Annotated in this window: 13 protein-coding genes; 6 read left to right on the plus strand and 7 right to left on the minus strand. The window is 41.7% G+C overall.

Going from position 1 to position 20,976, the window contains the following annotated elements:
- Window positions 1-77: 77 nt before the first annotated feature.
- Window positions 78-1,262 carry a C1 family peptidase gene (locus BQ7997_RS00980; RefSeq protein ID WP_044654906.1) on the plus strand — a complete coding sequence of 395 codons (1,185 nt, stop codon included), beginning with the start codon at window positions 78-80 and terminating at the stop codon, window positions 1,260-1,262.
- Window positions 1,263-1,277: 15 nt separating this feature from the next.
- Here BQ7997_RS00980 and BQ7997_RS00985 read toward each other — a convergent pair whose 3' ends face one another.
- Both BQ7997_RS00985 and BQ7997_RS00990 read right to left on the minus strand, forming a co-directional pair.
- Window positions 1,278-2,006 (minus strand): LytR/AlgR family response regulator transcription factor, encoded by a 729-nt coding sequence (locus tag BQ7997_RS00985; RefSeq protein WP_073342626.1) that lies wholly within the window; start codon window positions 2,004-2,006, stop codon window positions 1,278-1,280.
- Window positions 2,006-3,220 (minus strand): sensor histidine kinase, encoded by a 1,215-nt coding sequence (locus BQ7997_RS00990; protein ID WP_073342629.1) that lies wholly within the window; start codon window positions 3,218-3,220, stop codon window positions 2,006-2,008. Before BQ7997_RS00990 ends, BQ7997_RS00985 begins: the two co-directional genes overlap by 1 nt.
- A gap of 895 nt (window positions 3,221-4,115) precedes the next feature.
- Here BQ7997_RS00990 and BQ7997_RS00995 point away from each other — a divergent pair.
- From BQ7997_RS00995 to BQ7997_RS01015, 5 genes are all read left to right on the plus strand, one after another.
- A complete protein-coding gene (locus BQ7997_RS00995; protein ID WP_073342632.1) occupies window positions 4,116-5,483 on the plus strand; it encodes a DUF4925 domain-containing protein in 1,368 nt (455 codons plus the stop codon).
- A 9-nt stretch (window positions 5,484-5,492) separates the two neighbouring features.
- Window positions 5,493-6,827 carry a DUF4925 domain-containing protein gene (locus tag BQ7997_RS01000; RefSeq protein ID WP_073342635.1) on the plus strand — a complete coding sequence of 445 codons (1,335 nt, stop codon included), beginning with the start codon at window positions 5,493-5,495 and terminating at the stop codon, window positions 6,825-6,827.
- Window positions 6,828-6,860: 33 nt separating this feature from the next.
- Entirely contained in the window at window positions 6,861-9,710 is a 2,850-nt protein-coding gene (locus BQ7997_RS01005; protein WP_073342638.1) for a TonB-dependent receptor, read from the plus strand.
- A 138-nt stretch (window positions 9,711-9,848) separates the two neighbouring features.
- Complete coding sequence (locus BQ7997_RS01010) at window positions 9,849-10,529, plus strand: hypothetical protein (protein ID WP_073342640.1); 681 nt, start codon at window positions 9,849-9,851, stop codon at window positions 10,527-10,529.
- 43 nt (window positions 10,530-10,572) lie between these two features.
- Window positions 10,573-12,447, plus strand: a complete 1,875-nt coding sequence (locus BQ7997_RS01015; RefSeq protein ID WP_073342643.1) for an alpha-L-fucosidase — start codon at window positions 10,573-10,575, stop codon at window positions 12,445-12,447.
- A 149-nt stretch (window positions 12,448-12,596) separates the two neighbouring features.
- Here the strand turns inward: BQ7997_RS01015 and BQ7997_RS01020 are convergent, their stop codons facing one another.
- The 5 genes from BQ7997_RS01020 to BQ7997_RS01040 all read right to left on the minus strand — a co-directional run bounded on the left by BQ7997_RS01020 (window position 12,597) and on the right by BQ7997_RS01040 (window position 20,973).
- Window positions 12,597-13,799: a BT_3987 domain-containing protein gene (locus BQ7997_RS01020; RefSeq protein WP_073342646.1), complete on the minus strand. Its 1,203-nt coding sequence runs from the start codon at window positions 13,797-13,799 to the stop codon at window positions 12,597-12,599.
- Window positions 13,800-13,826: 27 nt separating this feature from the next.
- Window positions 13,827-14,936, minus strand: coding sequence for a glycoside hydrolase family 18 (locus tag BQ7997_RS01025; RefSeq protein WP_073342648.1), 1,110 nt, complete (start codon window positions 14,934-14,936; stop codon window positions 13,827-13,829).
- A 25-nt stretch (window positions 14,937-14,961) separates the two neighbouring features.
- Entirely contained in the window at window positions 14,962-16,518 is a 1,557-nt protein-coding gene (locus tag BQ7997_RS01030; RefSeq protein ID WP_073342651.1) for a SusD/RagB family nutrient-binding outer membrane lipoprotein, read from the minus strand.
- Window positions 16,519-16,530: 12 nt separating this feature from the next.
- A complete protein-coding gene (locus tag BQ7997_RS01035) occupies window positions 16,531-19,818 on the minus strand; it encodes a SusC/RagA family TonB-linked outer membrane protein (protein ID WP_073342654.1) in 3,288 nt (1,095 codons plus the stop codon).
- 168 nt (window positions 19,819-19,986) lie between these two features.
- Window positions 19,987-20,973: a FecR family protein gene (locus BQ7997_RS01040; RefSeq protein WP_073342796.1), complete on the minus strand. Its 987-nt coding sequence runs from the start codon at window positions 20,971-20,973 to the stop codon at window positions 19,987-19,989.
- Window positions 20,974-20,976 lie beyond the last annotated feature (3 nt).

Consider the following 20,976-nt stretch of genomic DNA (forward strand, 5'->3'; position numbering starts at 1 on the left):
GAATCCAAATGGATGGTTTTCAAGAGAGGAATCGTTATATTTGTGCCCAAAACAAATTTAATATGAATGTCATAAGAATGAAAAAAAGTATCCTTATCGCTGCCCTGGGCTTATGTAGCCTGGGCATGACGGCACAAGACGCAAAACCCCAAGAGGGATTTGTATTCACGACAGTGAAAGAGAACCCGATTACTTCTATCAAAAATCAGAACCGTTCGAGCACGTGCTGGAGTTTCTCCACTCTCGGATTTATTGAATCAGAACTGCTTCGTTTAGGCAAAGGCGAATATGACCTGGCTGAAATGTTTGTGGTACACAAAACGATGCAGGACCGCGGAGTAAACTATGTACGCTATCACGGTGACAGTTCTTTCTCACCGGGTGGAAGTTTCTATGATGTAATGTATTGCATCAAGAATTATGGTATCGTTCCGCAGGAAGTGATGCCGGGAATCATGTATGGTGATACGCTGCCGGTACACAACGAGTTGGATGCCGTAGCAAGTGGATACATCAACGCTATCGCCAAGGGCAAACTGAGCAAGCTGACTCCGGTATGGAAAAACGGACTGGCAGCTATCTATGACACTTATTTGGGTAAATGCCCGGAAAACTTCACTTACAAAGGTAAGGAATATACTCCGAAATCCTTTGCAGAATCATTGGGATTGAATCCTGACGATTACGTATCACTGACTTCTTATACCCATCATCCCTTCTATTCCCAATTCGCTATCGAAATTCAAGATAACTGGCGCAACGGCTTATCTTACAACCTGCCTATCGACGAACTGATGGCTGTGATGGACAACGCTGTAAAGAAAGGTTATACTTTCGCATGGGGCAGCGACGTGAGCGAACAAGGTTTCACACGCAATGGTACTGCTGTGATGCCGGATGCAAAAAAAGGCGCTGAACTTAGCGGTTCGGATATGGCTCGCTGGACGGGTCTGACTGCTGCCGACAAGCAGAAAGAAATGACTACCAAGCCGTTCCAGGAAATGGAAATCACTCAGGAAATGCGCCAAACAGCTTTCGATAACTGGGAAACGACTGACGACCACGGAATGGTAATCTACGGTATCGCTAAAGACCAAAACGGAAAAGAATACTTCATGGTGAAGAATTCTTGGGGTAAAGCGGGCAAATACGATGGTATCTGGTATGCTTCCAAAGCATTCGTAGCCTACAAGACTATGAATATCCTGGTACACAAAGATGCGCTTCCTAAGGACATCGCCAAAAAACTGGGTATTAAATAAGTGTAGCTGCGCTTATTAAGACAGACTCAGTTTTCCGATGTATTCCGTAAATCTTTCCTTATAATTATCACCGACAGGAATGTAGGTATTCTTATCGAAGATAATACGGAGACGGGAAACTTCGGTAATCTTCCGGAGATTGACAATATAAGAACGGTGAACCCGCATGAAATGCGTGGGAAGCCGTTCTTCCATTTTCTGGAGACTGGCAAGCGTGATAATCGCCCTGTCTTCTCCTTCCACAAAGATACGTACGTATTCACTCATGCCTTCAATATAGCGGATGTTATTCACGTCGATACGAACGACTTTATAGTCGCTTTTCACAAACAGCGAGTCTCCTTTTATCTGCGAAGCGTTTCCCAATTCGCCCTGTTGTTCCAACAAACGGTATTCAAACTGCTTGCGGGCTTTGTCCGCCGCTTTCAGTAAATCCTGAAATTCAAACGGTTTCAGCAGATAGTCTACGACATCCAGTTTAAAGCCTTCTACTGCATATTCGGAATAAGCGGTGGTGAAGATGACAAGCGGCGGGCTAATCAATGAGCGGATAAAGTCCAGTCCATTCAAATCGGGCATATTAATGTCCACGAATATCAAATCTACTTCTTCTTCGGCTAATACCTTCATTGCTTCGAATGCATCCTGGCAGGACTTCACTAAAGACAAAAAAGGGACGCGGGAGATATAATCCGATAATTGCGTCAGTGCCAACGGTTCGTCATCTATTGCTAAACATTTCATTATAATAAAGGTATGATAAGTAATACATCAAATATTTGTTCTTCACTGGTAATGGAGAACGTATAGTCATTGCCGAACAGAAGCCGCAGGCGTTTGCGGACATTCTCGAGCCCGATACCGTGGTGCTGCTCGTCTGCCGAACCGTTATTGCTGTTCGTACAACGGAAAGACAGGCGGTTGTCTTCTTCCAACTGCACGAGGACGCGAATGAAAGACTCGTTCCGGTAACTGACTCCATGCTTGAAGGCGTTCTCTACAAAAGAGATAAAGAGCAGTGGGGGAATCTGTACTTCGGGCACTTCGGCAGGGAAGTGCATCCCGATAGATACTTTGTCGGTATAGCGCAGGCTCATCAAGCCGATATAGTTTTCAAGAAACTGTACCTCACGTGATAGCAACGTGGTTTTATTGCTTGCTTCATAGAGCACATAACGCATCAGTTTGGAGAGTTCCACAATCGTACTTTTCGCTTTTCCCGTGTCGATGTCCACCAATGCATGAATATTATTGAGCGTATTCATAAAGAAGTGCGGGTTGATTTGATATTTGAGATATTGCAGTTCCGACTGCAAGCGCTGATGTTCGAGTTCCTTCAGCATTTCCTCGTCACGGAAGGACTTGAAGAATAGTTTGATGGCAATGTTAAACCCTACCATCAGAAAGGCGATGGCAAAATGGATGAGATAACGGATACCAAAGAGCGGATAAGGGAAAGGACCCGGCTTCGGAAAAGCATCGGGACCGCCTTTAGGCTTTCCCATTCCCATTGGGGGCTTTTCACGTTTAGGCTCATCCCGGTACCCTTCTCCTTCCTCCCTGCTCTTCTCTCTCATCCTTATTATTTGGTCTCTTGGATTCTCCTTCATGTTGCGGTGTAAACCGTCGCGCCTGAAATCTTTCGGAAAGCGTGTCATGGAAGGAGACGGAGCAAGCCTGCACATGGCAACTATCAGGAAAAACAATGAAACAGTATATTGCCAGTATTTTTTCTTAAAAAGGAAATAGGGAACCAGTCCGTAATTGTTCAGTAAAAAAAGCACGAAGAAAGGAAGGATACCCAGCCATGAGTCACGGATAACCGTGCGGACTTCTTCTCTTTCGAGTCCGCCGCTTAGGGCAAAGTATCCGCCTATCAGCGGAAGAAGAAATATTACGTTCCAAATGGCTCCGTAAATACTCTGCTCCAATAACTGTTGTTTACGCAGTCTTTTCATGCTTCATTGTTCCAAGTTAGCAGGACAAAGGTAAGGCCGACGCTATTTTATCACAAATAGAATCGACCAAAGGACGGATTTCGACGGTAAACAGGCTTTAAGCAACCAGCAATTCTGTTCTGTTTTTAAGATTTTGCTATCCGGCAAGAGAGAATAATCAAAGCTAATAGAGAATAAAGCGCATAAATTAATGCAAGAACATGCATATTCAAGCCCTTATTATGCATAAACAAGGGATAAATATTTGCTTTTCCGAGGTTGATTATATCCATTCCTCACCGAGAAACACATCGTTCCTCGGTGAGGAACACTTTCTTACTCACCGACCAAGCGATTATTCCTCGGTGAGGAAGCATATTTAAGCCGAAATAGAGGCGGTTTTCGAGCTATTTCACTTCTGAAACCGTTGATTAACCTGATAACAAATAGCTGCATATCGACAGAAAATCTATCTATTTATTTCCCTTTCACCAGCAAACAGCTCAAAGAGGATTCTTTCTTCCCAAAAGACTATCTTCTCTCTATTTCCCTAATGTAAATTTACGCACTTTTCTATCCACGTCTCCATATGTCCCTCCATTTAGATAGAGAAAATGCATAAAACGTTCCATTTTTATGTACAGTCAGATTTTAAGAATATGGGGATTACTGTTCCCGATATTCCTACAGAAACCTCTCCACATATTTACATAAAGACTTATTCTAAAACTCTCATTCTTAAAAGAAGAACAATTCATATTAAAAATAGAACATGAATATTTCTACTTCGTTCACTATTTATACCCAAATACTTAAAAATAGAACATCATTATAGAAAAATAGACCTTGTTAATAAAGGATTGTTAGTCGAACTTTGCAAAGATTTATTAAATATGCAATAAAAGCAAGAAACAAAATGAGAAACTTAGAGAAACTATTTTGGGTGGCTTGTGCCGTTTTTTTCTTTACATCATGTGAAGAGACTTACAATGACAAGCTATTTTGGTCGGGAGAAATCAGCCGGGAATATGGCTCGTATATTAAGCCATATACGTTAGACCTAACCTACAGTGGAGAGAAATTAATTGGAAAAACTATCAGCTTTAAGACAGAAGACAGTGAGACGGGAACGTTGACACTGAATGATGTGATTCCGGGAGAGGCTAGTACTCCTATCAATGGCATCAAACTTTATGAGAATGAAGAAAAGGGTAACTACACTTTCAACGGAACGAATATCACAATGGGCGGCGCTACGGTAAAGTATAGCGGTAGCATTACGCCGAAAGCGATGAAGCTGGATGTAAATGTAACGATGCCGCAAAACAAATGGAATAAAAGTTATGATTTATCTAACTTTACCAAGGGGAAAAAAATGACCATAGGTACCAGTGGCGGAGAATATGTATGGAAAGAAACAAACGAAATCCTGACCGGCGCCTTCTATGTTCACATGGATGATGTGGAGTTGACACAAGCAGGCAGCCAACTTTTTCTTAGAATGAAATTGATTCAAAATGCACTTTGTTACTTCATCCCCCAGCTTCTTCAGACAATCACATTGCAACCGGATGGTAATATTATTGCAAATTATACCACAAGTCCGGTCTATATTGGTAAAGTACCTATTAATGAAATAGATCCGGATAAAGATGTGGCGACTATTGCAATGTTCGTTATGAAATTCATGATAGGTACAATGAGTGCCACCGACATTAACAGTGCGCTTGCCAATCGTACTTGGGCTACTTCCCCTATTAATCTGCTCACTTGGTCAGTAAATAATGGAAAACTTAAAATAAATCTGAATTTACCAGCTATTATCAGTCAGGTAACTAAAGATAGTGAAACACCCATTGACCCAGGACTGATTTCCGGTATCGTGGAAGCTCTTTCCAAATCCGACGCTATTCAACTACAAAAGCTACTTGGAACTGTAAATGCCGTGCTTGGCAATCAGTATCTCGGTATCATTACCAACATGAATGAGAGTAATTTCCAGCAAATCTTCTACTTATTAACTGAAGGTATAACTTTTAATGTTGAAGAAGAAGAGGGACATACCCATCTTTATTTAACTAAAGAGTCTACAACAGCTTTCATTCAGTTATTACCACAACTACAACCGGTTATTGAGAATTTATTACCGGAAAATATGGCCAATAACACAACGTTCAAAAATCTACTCGGATATCTCATGGGAACCAATGAAGATAGTCTGCCAATCCTATGGAATGCAGCTAATACCATTGATTTAGGATTAGACCTTCTACCCCAGGAATAAGCACTAACAATGAATATGAAAGAAAAAATGAATATGAAGAAATTATCTATATTATTGGCAAGTGGTTTCATCGGAATGAGCGGTTTGATGACCTCTTGCAGCGAAGATTACCCGGGACCGGATCCTGTAGATGTAACAGCTAATTATTCAAATAAACATCTCAGCCACGCCAATTTGGTTCTCAATTATAGTGGTGAAGAATTATTCGGTAAAAGTATTGATTTCAGTACAGTGAAAGGAGAAAATGCCAATATCACCCTTTACGACATTCTCCCCGGAGAAGCAGTTGTTTCACTGACAAATGTACCCTTGTCAGGAACAGCCAATGAATATACTTTTTCAGGAGATGCAGCCGGAGCAAATACTAATATCCAATTTCACTATGATGGAAAAGTAGAAAAAGGACATCTTATTTTCAACCTCACGGATATACAAACCGCCGGTAGTACACAATGGGCAGAAAATTATCTGCTTTCCGAAATCACTAAATCATCTAACGAAACCATTGGTGCAGAGGTTCCTGGGACCGGTGCAGGTTTTGTTGATACAAAAATGGCAGAAGGCTCTGATTCTGATTACAATGTATTTCTACGAAGTACATTAGCGTACTTCCTACCTCAATTTCTTCATTCTGTCACATTAAAAGCTGATGGAAATATTCAAGTGGAATACTCAACAGGCCCTATTATGATTGACGGCAAAGTACCGGATATGGAAGCGGAAGGAGCCATGATGGAGATTGTACAATTCATCTTTAGTAAATTATTAGGTGGGGGAGTTACAAATGAAGATGTAACAGCCGTAATAAAAGACCGTACTTTTTATACTTCTCCTACAAATTTAGTTTATTGGTATCCTAAAGACAACCAAGTCAGAATTAAACTCAATTTACCTGCAATAATCACGCTTGTAATGAAAGGGCAGGGAAAAATGATAGATGAAAATCTATTGTCTTCTCTTACTGATATAATTTTGAAAATGGATCCGATTCAACTTAAAGGAATACTGATCAAAATAAACGGAACTTTGCAAAATAGTATCATCAGTTTCATTACCAATTTAAATGACAAAACCTTCAATACTTTCTTTGAGTGGATCACAACAGGAATCCCAATGAATATAGAAAAAGTAGATGGACATACACACCTCTATTTAGACAAAGCAACCCTGCAACCTATTTTAGATATGATTCCAAGTCTAGTACCAATCATTATAAATATGCTGCCTGAATCGACAGATGATTTTTCCAAAATGATGTTAGAAAGTCTGCTCAATCAATTCGCTGATGCTTGGTCAAACGCACAGAAATTCAATATTGGACTCGATTTGGTACTATCCGAGTGATATACAAACATTAATATTAAAGAATAAGAAACAATGAAGAAACTATATATACTAACTTTACTTATCTGTCTTACCGGCTTTGGAGCAAGCTTTGCCCAAACCTTGAAAGGACATATATATGACGCCAAGACCAATGAACCATTGGTGGGAGCTGCCGTTACCTATAAGCTTCACGGTAACCAGGGAGTAGTATCCAACATTAACGGAGAATATGAAATCAAACTTCCCGAAGGTGGAGTCGACCTCGTATTCAGTTATGTAGGTTATGATGATGTACTGATGCCTATCGTCATTGGCAAACGTGAAGTAGTCACTAAGGACGTTTACATGAAAGAAAGCACTAAGCTACTGGAAGAAGTAGTGGTCAGTGCCGGACGTTTCGAACAGAAATTGAGTGATGTCACCGTTTCTATGGACGTTGTCAAATCGGGAGATATTGCACGTCAGGCACCAACCGATATTTCTTCCACCCTTCGTACACTTCCCGGTGTAGACATTGTAGACAAGCAGCCTTCTATGCGTGGTGGTAGCGGATGGACTTACGGAGTAGGTGCACGCAGCCAGATTTTGGTAGACGGCATGAGTACACTGAACCCTAAAACAGGAGAAATAAACTGGAACACCGTTCCTTTGGAAAACGTAGAACAAGTGGAAGTGATTAAAGGAGCTTCTTCCGTACTATATGGTTCATCAGCTTTGAACGGTATCATTAATATTCGTACCGCACGTCCGGGACTGACCCCGAAAACACGATTCAGTGCCTATGTCGGTGTATATGGAGATGCGGAAAATGATGAATATCAATGGAGTGACAAGAGTTTTTGGAAAGACGACAAGTATGCGGTAAAACCCATTTTGCGCGGAAGCCTTCTCAGCGGTGTACGGAATCCGATTTATGAAGGATTCGACCTTTCCCACTCCCGCCGTATCGGTAATTTCGATGTCAGTGGCGGTATCAATCTTTTCACTGACGAAGGATACCGTCAACAAGGATACAATAAGCGTTTCCGCATGGGTGGCAGCCTGACTTACCACCAACCGGATATGGGAATGAAAATCTTGAATTATGGTTTCAATGTAGATTTCCTTTCCAACCAATATGGTGACTTTTTTATCTGGCGTTCACCGACGGAAGTGTACAAACCGTCTCCTTTCACCAACATGGGACGTGAAGAAAACAACTTTCATATCGACCCGTTCATCAACTACGTGAATCCCGAAAACGGTACGTCACATAAGATTAAAGGACGTTTCTATTATAGCGCCGACAATATCGTGCGCCCTACTGACGGAGCATCCATTACCGATATTCTCGGCAATATGGGAACAGACGCCCAAACCATACAGAATATTGCAGGTGGCGATTACAGTTCACTCTACCCAGCATTAGTCGGTATCGGTTCAGGACTTATCAACGGAAATCTGGATGATGCCATGAACGGGATATTTACTTCATTGGGCAATATTTTCCCGAACGCAACAACTGCCGATTACTGCGACCTTATCTCATGGGCTATGGATAATGGATTGCCTAGTGATTTGGACAAGTTGGTGCAGGACGGGAAATTACCGAGCGACCTCGTTCCGTGGTTATCCAATGTCATCAATCCTTCACGCAACAATCCGAAAACTCAGACTGACAAGAACTTCGACTATTATCTCGACTACCAGTTCAACAAAAAATGGGACTGTGGCGCACAAATCACTACCGGAGCTACTTTCGAACATATCCGCTATGATTCCGCCATTATGGACGAAGTGTACAAAAGTGATAACATCGCCGCTTTCTTCCAGTACGACCAACGTTTTTGGGATCGCTTGAGCGTATCTGCCGGTGTACGCGCCGAATATTATCGTGTAAACAATCACCACCGCGAAGCGGAAACCAAGATATTCGGAACCAAAGTTCCGTTCCGTCCCGTATTCCGTGCCGGATTAAACTATCAGTTGGCTGATTACAGTTTTGTCCGCGCAAGCTTCGGACAAGGTTACCGCAACCCGTCCATCAATGAGAAATATCTGCGTAAGGATATTGGTGGAGTCGGTGTTTATCCGAACCTGAACATCAATCCGGAAAAAGGATTCAACGCTGAATTAGGGTTCAAACAAGGATACAAGATTGGTAACTTCCAGGGATTCGTAGACGTTGCCGGATTTTACACGCAATATAAGGACATGGTTGAATTCCAGTTCGGACTGTTCAACAATGCCAATTATACGATGATTAACAGCATCGGCGATGCCATCCAAATGTTGTCGGACGGCAAAGGTTTTGGTATCGGCGCCCAATTCCATAACGTATCGAAAGCGCAAATCTACGGAGTTGAAATCTCCACAAACGGTGTGTATAACTTTAATAAGAATACGAAACTGTTCTATAACTTAGGATATGTATACACCGAACCCCGTGATGCAGATTATCAGGAACGCAATGCCGTAGAAGGTCTTTATACCGACCCGCTGCAAATGAAAGAGAAATCAAACACCGGAAAGTATCTGAAATATCGCCCGAAACATAGTTTCAAAGCTACGGTAGATTTCCAGTGGAAACGTATCAACGTAGGTGCCAACGTAGCATGGAAGAGCAAAATCCTTGCAGTAGACTATCTGATGATGGACGAGCGTCCCAAAATGCAAAATGACCTGATGGACTATGTACGCAGTATCCTCTTCGGTTATTCAAAAGGAGAAACACTGGCTACTTACTGGGACAAGCACAACACGCCCTATGCCACTGTTGACTTCCGCTTCGGAGTGAAAGCAACCAAAGAAGTGGCATTCCAGTTTATGGTAAACAACCTGTTCAACAAGGAATACAGCTACCGCCCGATGGCAGTTGCCGCCCCACGTACTTTCGTACTGAAAATGGATGTCACTTTCTAAATAACCAGTAAGATTTACAATTGATTAAGGAACGGCTGCACAACGCAGCCGTTTTCTTTTTTTACCCTACCTGCCAATATTTATCCATAATATTGATTATCTTTACCCCCTGAAAAATGAAAAGATACAACCGATAAAATGAAAAAACATATTGTACTTATTGCCATCCTATTTTGCACCGCCTTTGCACAGGCACAAGAAGTTTTTGTAAATGCGGACTTTGTCAGCAGCTATACCTGGCGTGGTATAGACAGCGGTAATGCAAGTGTGCAACCTTCACTCGGCCTCAACTGGAAAGGACTTACCGTTTATGCATGGGGTTCTACCGAATTTCGTGAAAAGAATAATGAAATAGACCTTTCATTGGAATATGCCTATAAAAACCTGACTATTTACGCCAACAACTATTTCACCCAGACAGAGGATGAACCTTTCAAATACTTCAATTACAATTCACACTCCACCGGACATACTTTTGAAGTAGGGGCCGGATATATGTTTAGCGAGAAATTCCCGTTATCAGTAAGCTGGTACACTACATTTGCCGGAAATGACTATCGGGAAGACGGGAAACGCGCCTGGTCGAGTTATTGTGAACTGAGTTACCCGTTCAGTGTGAAAGAAGTAGATTTGAGTATCGAGGCAGGATTTACCCCTTGGGAGAGCTTCTACTCCGACAAATTCAATGTAGTCAACGTCGGACTATCCGCAACGAAAGAAATCAAAATAACATCCAATTTCTCTTTGCCCATATTCGGAAAGCTGATAGCCAATCCGTATGAGGAGCAGGTTTATTTTGTATTCGGAATTACACTCTAGCAAATTAATTTATCTATTTAATAATTTATTAATTATCACCCCCATGAAAAAACACTCTCTTATTTTCTGCGCAGGAGTTCTTCTACTAAGTGCCTGCCAACCGGCAAAAGCACCGGAAGCTATCTTGCCCATCCCCGAAGCTAAACAGGTTGAATGGCAAAAGATGGAAACTTACGCTTTTGTACACTTTGGACTTAACACATTCAACGACCGGGAATGGGGATACGGAGATTCCGATCCCAAAACATTCAACCCCGCCAAACTGGATTGCGAGCAATGGGTACAAACCTTTGTGAATTCCGGAATGAAAGGGGTTATCCTGACAGCCAAGCATCACGATGGTTTCTGCCTTTGGCCTACCCAACTGACTGAGTACTGCATTCGCAATACGCCGTATAAAGACGGAAAAGGTGACATCGTCCGTGAGTTATCGGATGCCTGCAAAAAGTACGGCATTAAATTCGCTGTTTATCTGTCTCCGTGGGACAGACATCAGGCCAATTATGGTTCTCCCGAATACGTAGACTACTTCTATAAACAACTCAATGAGCTACTGACCAACTACGGTGACGTTTTTGAAATCTGGTTCGACGGTGCTAATGGCGGTGACGGCTGGTATGGCGGTGCAAAAGACAGCCGTACTATCGACCGCAAAACTTATTATGATTATCCGAGAGCTTACAAGATGATTGACGAACTGCAACCACAAGCGGTTATCTTCTCCGATGGTGGGCCGGGTTGTCGTTGGGTAGGCAATGAGAAAGGATTTGCCGGAGCGACCAACTGGTCTTTCCTTCGTGCCGGAGAGGTCTATCCGGGTTATCCTAACTATCGCGAATTGCAATACGGCCATGCCGACGGCAACCAGTGGGTAGCTGCCGAATGTGACGTTTCTATCCGTCCGGGATGGTTCTATCACCCCGAAGAAGACGACCGTGTGAAAACAGTGGACGACCTGACCGACTTGTATTACCGCAGCGTAGGACATAACGCAACCTTATTACTGAACTTCCCCGTTAACCGTGACGGATTGATTCATCCGACAGATTCTGCCAACGCCGTTAATTTTCACAAGAACGTGCAAAAACAACTGGCAAACAACCTATTGGCTGGTCTTTCTCCTAAAGCATCGGACGAACGAGGTTCTGCTTTCTCTGCAAAAGCTGTCACAGACAATGATTACGATACCTATTGGGCTACCAACGATGGAGTAACATCCGCCACTATCGAATTCGACTTGCCCCAACCGGAGAAAATCAACCGTATGATGTTGCAGGAATACATTCCTCTCGGACAGCGTGTCAAATCATTCGTAGTAGAATATAACCAGGAAGGTGAATGGCTTCCCGTGAAACTCAATGAAGAGACAACAACCGTTGGTTACAAACGTCTTCTCCGTTTCGAAACAATCACAACCGATAAGATTCGTGTCCGTTTCACGGATTCACGTGCTTGTCTTTGCATCAATAACATTGAAGCATTTTACGCAGGAGAAACTTCTGATTCATATACTGCAAAAGCGGAAGAGCTGAAAAGTTTCCCGTTCACTATTAGTGGAGTGGATGCAGAAGAAGCACAAAAATGCATGGATAAGAACGACCAAACGACCTGTTTCATCAATGGGAATACAACCTTGATTGACTTGGGAGAAGAACGTACGATTACTTCATTCCATTACCTTCCCGACCAAAGCGAATATAATAAAGGTGTAATCGCCGCATATGAAATATCTGTCGGAACGGATAGCAATGCTGTCAATCAGGTAGTAGCGAAAGACGAATTTTCTAATATAAAGAATAATCCGATCCTGCAATCTGTCTATTTTACCCCAGTCAAAGCCCGCTATGTTCAATTGAAGGCAACACGGATGATACATGACGGAGAACCGATGGGAATAGCCGAGATTGGCATACAATAAAAACAGAGGTATTCAGGCACATTTCTCCTTCTTTTTTGAAAATTAAATGTGACTGAATATCTTTTTATATAAAAAGTGAGGTCATCTCATTGCTGAAATGACCTCACAAATATCACAAACAAATGTTATTCTTCTTTTGTTATTCTTCCTTACTTATTAGGATGGGCAAAATTAAACTTTTGTTCACTCCATGCAGGAGTTCCATTAAGAGTAATGTGATTCCCATTAGGACTGCTATCTTTTAACACATTACCTGTACCTTCATCACACTTCCAATAACCAATCAGTCCCTCAGAATCACTTGGTATCTGACGTGACATGGCATCCTGAATTGCACCGGCAGTCAAGCACTTCTTCCACAAACGAATCTGGGCGAATTCTACCTGCATATAAGAGCCAAAAGAACCGTCAGCAAGCGTGATTCGTGAGAATGTATAATCTCTCGCATCAACTTTCTCCACATCCATTGCACCATCCTTATACAAGATAATCTTCTCTCCATCGTAAGTATATGCTATATGATACCATGTATCAGGCCACCAGAATTCATTGCTATCCATGTCAAATCCGGGATTGTCCAGATGGAATTGCAGAGTCGGAGCTATTGTTGCAACCCCGTCAGCCCAGTAACGAGGTAATATTCCGTTAAAAGTAATAGGAGCAGATCCGTCACAATAAATATAGTTTCTAAACCATTTATTACTTAGCCCAACCCAGTCGCCGGTTGCCATTCCTGTTGTATTATCAACTTTGAGCCAATACTCTATGGTCCACTGGTCAGCAGGAATCTCACTGGTAAACGTAGTTGCCGTCTTATTTCCTCTCTTCAGTATGATTGAATTTTGCTTATTAGGGGAAGTCAGCAGATAAAGCATACGATTCGCGTTTCCCTTCATTGCTACCGGCCCCTCCACGGAAATGATTCGTAGCGGAATAGCATAAGCCTCACCGTTTGGGGTAGTGTACGGCTTTATAGTAAGGTTAATAACCGGAGCTGAGACCTTGCCGGCAGGAATTGTTACAGTTTTCTCAAAACTGCGAAACTCTTGAGGAAGAACCTGATAATCCGCCTCATTCTTCTGATTATAGTCATCAAGCAACTGTTGGTCAATATCCAGCGTAACGGTCACATCTTGGTCAATGGCACGCACCAAACGGACTGTCAACGTTTTTGTCACTTCATCTTCATCCACCAATTGCGTTTCCATCTGCTGGTCAAACTTATCAGAAGGAGCGGCTTCCTGTATATACAATCCATTATCAATAGGGCTCAAATCAGCATCGTCACATCCTACAACCGACGCTAGAATAGCTCCCATCACTATATATTTGGTAAATTTAATCATCTTCATTTTTTCTTCTTAATTATGTTCATACAATTAATGCTGAGCCGGATTCATTACCTGAATAACCTCACGCATAAAGAAATAATCATTCACCGGTCGACACAGATTAAAACGATAAGCCCCCACTCCACCGATACGGGCATCCACTCCCGGACGATAATACATCGCCATTCCTTTCAATGAGTATGTCACAATTCCATCACGTGTGGTAAATACCGGCCCACCATCTCCTTTGTGTTTCTCAAAGTCTTCGCACCATACGGTTTTACTGAGAATAGTGGCTTCGTCCTCTATTGAACCGAACTTGTTCAACAACCTTTGAAAACGTTCATCAAGTGAGTTATAAATATCTTTATTGCCGTCACCTGTATTATAATAAGCTTGAACAACATAATAATCCAACAACTTGCCTGACTCTACATTCAAAGTTTGCGGCTCGCCGTCAACCATAAGGATACGTCCTGTACCTGACTTTGGGCCGAATGACTTCGACAGTTCATCCAATAAAATATGCATACGGTCCGAATAACTACTGATATTACCTCCATAACTAAAATTCGGTTCATAGTCAATATCAAAACCGTCATAATCATACTTATTGATAGAATCAACAATCACTTGTGCATATTTACGGATAGCCTTTTCGATACCTTCTGCAGAAGTATCGCCCTGATTTCCATACCATCCCCAGTATGCAGCCATAGCCTCGTCATATGATTCGTATTGTACACCATCCACTATATACTCTTCTTCCACAGACGCCGGTGTCATGCTTCTACCGATATTAGTGATATGCTGGCAGTACAGTATACGGGTGCCTTTCTTTTCCCTGACTTCCTGCAAATCGCTTTTTTGCGCTTCCGTCAAATTGAAAGCGCTACCCCACAAAGAAACAATGTCCATTGAATCGGGAATACCCCTCAACTGATTGTTCATATTCGTACCGACACCAGTCCAATCACTATACCAGCCGAAACAAATAGGATGTTTCGACTTTTTATATTCTCTCAGTGCCTTGTAATAGTCGTCACCATTGATATTCACCGGTTCAGTGAACTTAGGTTCCATTTCAGTCCAATCGCTGCACTGAATAAACATCAATGCACCCACTGCCGCAAATATGACATATAGTATTTTCTTCATATCGTAATCTTTTTAATTTTAGCTGTTAATAACTACCATTACTCTTCAAAGCCCACCAGAGATCGGTACCATTGGAATCTTTTCCACCATTAAGCATGCGTACAGCAGCTTCCACATTTTCCTTATTCGTATTGTATTCAGTATCGGCAAAACGAATACGGCGTTGCCCACGTTCAACAGTACAATCCGCATTTGCAGAACTGGTTGCCGGAAAAATTCTCGGATACCCTGTACGGCGGTAATCTGCCCATCCGTTCATCGGGTCGGGATAGCAGGCAATCCACTTCTGAGTAAGAACTCTTTCCAGTTTCTCTGCATCACTGGCTCCTTCATCCCATTGAATAGTAATTGAAGACTGGTTAGTGTAATTATCCGCAGGATGCGAGCTATCTGTATAATTGCCCGGAACAGAAGTATTGTCCGCCAAATACTCATCTGCTCCCGACACATTAAATTCGGCAAATGATAACCGGACTCCCTGTTTATAGAAAGTCTCCGCGTCACCCTTCATATCCCAACCTTTCAGCTCACCCTCAGCACGTAAGAAAGCAGCTTCGGCAGCATACATCACCGGTTGCGGTAAAGACCTGCCGGTCGTTATCATAAGATTGCTATAAATACTATAACTAGAAGGAACCGGAATTTCTGTGGAACCGGAACGGACTCCGACATATTCTCCTGACAAGCCACCTGTCGGTTGGGTAAAATAAGCACTTCGACGTGGATCTTTGTATCCGTTCATATAAGAAACAATACAAGCATTAGCTCTCAACTCGCCCCATCCGCTGACAATGGAATATCCATTTACACCGATGCCGCTGTGAGTCGTGTCATACGCACTTTCAGACGTAGACTCCAATACACCGCCAAGCACTGCTTCTTCCGCCTTACTTTGAGCATAATCCGCTACTCCCGATACACGGATAGCCATCCGCAGTTTCAATGTATTAGCAAACTTCACCCACTTTGCGCAATCACCGCCATAGAACTGGTCGACTGTTGCCAAATCCTGATTAATACCTAATTCTGCGGCTGATTTCAATATAGTAATCACATTATCCAAGTCATCAAACATTGCACGCCAGGCAGTCGGTTCATCATCATAAAGAGATTTTATATCGCCTGATGTCACTTTAGAATATGGGATAGGACCTTGCAAGGAAGCCATCAGTTGCATGGCATAAATACGCGTCAACTGTGCCATGGCATAAATAACGCCTTTCTTCTCCGTGGCTTCTTCAATCCGAAAGAAATTCGGATAAATCTGACCATAAATAGTTCCCCATGAAGCACGGTTATGGTCTTCCATCGCATTATAATAAGCAAAAAGATTTCTGCCTTTACCCCAATCGTAAGGCGCAGTAATCTGCCCGCTAAAACAAGCCCACATACAGTTTATAGCCTGACAGTCGTTTTGTTGAGGAGATGCATAGACCTTAAACATAGTCGACAGCAAGCTGTTGGCGGGAACTTTCCCCGGTTGGTACGGATTGGTATTGTATTCCTCAAAATTAGTAGTACATCCTACCATCATCAGACACATAGCTACACCTGCACCAATATTTCTTATTATTTTATTCATACCTATTATTATTTAAAACTGAAATTTGACATTAAATCCAAAGTTTCTCGTACTCGGGAGCATATATGAATCGAATCCCTGATAAAAATTGGAAGATGCAGAAGTCGTTATTTCCGGATCGAAAGGAGCTTTACAATAAATCATCCACAGGTTCTTTCCTACAAGGCCGACAGTCATTCCCATGCTATTGGCAAACCATTTCTTTGGCAATGTATAGCTCAGGCTCAATTCTCCTAAACGCACGTTAGTAGCACTATAGGTATGATAAATGGAAGCCCCCTGGATAGTCTGAAAATAAGAGCGTGCATCTACCTTTGCCTGATTAATAACCACACCACCTGCATCGCGTACATCAGCACTAACCTTTGATACGCCGGCAGCGTCAAGAATTGACTGTGTTTCACTTATTACAATGCCGCCAAAACGACCGGTAAATGTCATACCCAGGTTGACACCTTTATATCCGAATCCTAAATTCCATCCCATATTCATCTTAGGCAGAATAGAACCCAAATGAGTTTCTTTATTTTCCAAGGAAAGACCTACTCCATCTTCATTGAGGATGTATCCGTTCAAGTCACGTTTCAGCACTTTCTGTCCGTATACATCTCCCATCGAACCGCCTACACGCAGAACCAAGTGAGCATCCGTCTTTCCATAAGTCATCATTTCAAGTTCCGGCATTTCTATCGGTTCCCCCGTAGCATAGTTATAGACACCATCGGCAAGTTGCTTGATTTTATTACGGTTCCAAGTCAATGTATAATTAGTGGAGAAAGAGAAATCACCCCATTTCTTATCGTAACCCAAAGCCATTTCGATACCTTCGTTCATTATATTTCCACTTTGGATAGGAATTTTGGAATATCCGGAAGATTCGGACAAACTGGCATAGAATGTCTGATTGTAAGTATTGGAACGATAATAAGTCAAGTTGAAGCTAATATCATTCAGGAATTTGGCATCTACACCTATTTCCCATGATTTCGTGCGTTCCGGTTTTAATTTAGTGTTCGGATAAATAGATGTACTGGTCCAATTATGCGATGCTTCGTCATATGGGTAAGTAATGGATGTCATGAAACGGTCGTAAGAGTTACCTACCTCTGTGTATGAACCGCGAACCTTCAGGAATGACAACCAGTCCGGCGCATCAAACATGCTGGAAATAATAGCCGAAAGACCTACCGAGGGATAGAAGAATGACTTATAGTCAGAAAATGCCAATCTGGAATCCCAGTCATTACGACCGGTGACAGTCAGATAAAGCATTGATTTCCACCCAAGTTCAGCATTTGCAAAAATAGCTTTTGTCTGGTCATGCCAACCGTCCTGTTTAGGTTTCCACGCTTCATCGAAGTTGATATTATGTACGGCAAAGAAATTAAGAATCTTCAAACCGCCTTCATAACCCATAGATTCATAGCGATTGTCGTTTAAAGATACGCCCAGGTTCACATTAACCGACCAATCATTGATATTCTTATTCACTGTAGCAATAGCATCCGCATATGTACTCTTTGATTGTGCCCAAGAATCAGCATAAGTACCTCTGTCACCAGCAACCAGGCTACCGGTAGAAGCATATGCCTTATATGTCCTGCGGTTTTCATAATTGTCAACCTTCACACGACCTGTTACATCCAGCCAGTCCAATATCTGATACTTGAGAGAAGCGTTGACCATGTAACGGGTCTTTTTATTCTCACGTATCTGGCGATTTTGTATCCAGTATGGATTTGCCAGACCACTTGAAGTTCCCCCATAAGGCCAGTATTGTTCCATGATATCCAAACCTTCATTATATCGCTCATACATACGCACATCTTCAAAGTTTTCGGAACGAGGGAAGCGATAAAGTCCGGGCAAAGGATTATAGTAATATCCCTGGGACATCATGTTTTTATCATTCTGAAGAATATAACTCGCACCGGCATCCAAGGTCATTTTGTCATTCAAAAAACTGGTTGTGTTGCGTATGGTAAAATTATAACGGTTATATCCGCTGTTAGGCAGAATATTTGTCGTATTGGTGGTAGAAGCAGACAGATAAGCCTGATTTTTTTTATTACCGGTAGATAAAGACATCGAATTGATTATATTACTTCCTGTACGGAAGAAATCACGCGGGTCGTAATCACTGTTTACAATCGGTCCCCAACTATCCAAATTTCCCGCAACGTTTCCATATTTGCTCTGCATTTCAGGCATCATGGCTACTTTGGAGAAAGTGGTATTATTGGAAACGGTTACAGATGTCTTGTCTACCGAGCCTTTCTTTGTAGTAATTAATACAACTCCGGCAGCGGCAGCATTACCGTACAATGCAGCAGCGGAAGGACCTGTCAACATGGAGATTGATTCAATATCTTCGGGGTTGATATCGGCAGCACCATCTGTACCCGGCTGATCGGAATAAATACTTCCGCCACCACCGTTCGACATATTGTACATCGGCACACCGTCAATCACATAAAGTGCAAGGTTGGAAGAAGTGATGGATTTGACACCACGCATAACGACACGTGAAGCACCACCGGTTGTATTAGATGAATTGATAGTAACACCCGCTACCTTACCATTCAAAGAAGAAATAAAATTGGCATCTTTGATTGTAGTCAATTCATCGCCTTTCACTTGCTGTACGTTGTATGACAAAGCCTTTTCCGAACGCTTGATACCTAATGCGGTAACAACAACTTCATCCAACACCTCAGCATCCTGTTTCAATACAATCTGATAAAAATCTTTATTAGAGGCTGCAACTATTTGAGTAGCATATCCTATATAAGATATTTTCAGTTTGGAATTGCTGAATGCTTTGATTGTAAAGTTTCCGTCTATATCCGTAATGGTACCCGTAGAGCTTCCGTCAACAGAGATGTTCACACCGATTAACGGTTCGCCACTTTCATCGACAACTTTACCTTTGATTGTTTTCGCAATCTGTTGCGTCACTGGCTTTTGTTCAGTTATTATGATATAATTATCATGGATTTGATAAATGAAACCTGTTCCTTTCAAGATTTCATCGAGTGCGGTAGTCACAAGTGCGTTTTTCAAGTTCAGATTAACAATTGTCTTTCCTCTCAATTGAGAATTACTATAATTTATCGACATTTGAGTCTGTTTTTCCACAGTCTTCAATGCTTCAATCACAGTAATATTTTTCTGTTGGATAGTGATTTTACTATCCTTTTGTCCCAAAACAAGCGTAGGTATCATTAATAATACTAAAAAAGGAAGAAAAACTTGCTTTTGGAATACTCGTCCTGCTATTTCTTTATATTTTTGTAGCATCTTTCTCGTATTAGTAAATTGGTTATTATTTCTATTTAATCGTTAGGAGTTTGCGTCAATTAAACGCTAATATCAGGAAAGTTTTTGATTTCATATCCGGAAGGAACTGGCATTCCCTCCGGGTATTTTTTTACATGGTGTGTTAAGTTAACAATTAGACAATAGGGATTATTTTTTATCAGTTATATAGCATTTATTATCTTTAATCACATAGTGGATATCTCCTGTTACCTGCGATACAATTTTCATAATTTCATCCAAAGTCGCCTGTTTGGGAAAACGGAAACTGTATGTGTTATTATTCAAACTATGGAAACTATATACAAAAGTATAAGGATATTTACGTTCAAGTCTCGTAAATATATCTTCCAAATGCGCATCACTAAATACAGTTTCTCCCCGTTGCCAAGCCAGTACATCATCAACTTGTGATTGTTGCAAACTACTTTTCTTCGTCAACTTATTATAAGATAACTGTTCATTGGGTTTCAATATAACACTTGAAATCAAATTATTATATTCCACTTTTACACTACCCGAAATCAAAGTAGCATGTACTTCCTCATTTTCCGAATAAGAGTTTACATTAAATTCCGTACCTAAGGCTGTCACCTGGAAATCAGCACCTTTTACTATAAATGGATGTTTTTTATCTGGCTTCACCTTAAAATAAGCCTCCCCCATCAAGTAGACACTTCTAGTTTCACCATTAAAACTTTCCGGGTAGAACAAGGTACTTTTAGAGTTTAGCATTACAGAACTGCCATCCGGCAAAGTCAATTCACGTATTTCCGCAGTTGGTATATAACATTCTATCAAATCACCGGAAAAATCCCCTTTCTCTAAAAGTAAATAGATAGAAACTGACGATATTGCCAACAACAGCGCTGCAGCCACCTGCCAAACCCGTAATATATATTTCTTTTGTGATGAAGCAGGCCGGATACCTATATTTTGTTGCATACGCCGTATGGATTGCTTCATTCCTTGGGGAACTTTCTCCTGACCGGCTTCCTTCCAAAGAGTATTAAGAGCTTCCATCTTCTCCTCAGCATGGTCTTCGTCTGCCAACCAGTGCCGGAATTGCTTCTGCACTGAAATCGGATAATCATTTTGACTAAACAGTTCTATTACTTGTCGAATATAATTCTTCATCAT

Source organism: Bacteroides congonensis (genome assembly GCF_900130125.1).
Taxonomy (GTDB): domain Bacteria; phylum Bacteroidota; class Bacteroidia; order Bacteroidales; family Bacteroidaceae; genus Bacteroides; species Bacteroides congonensis.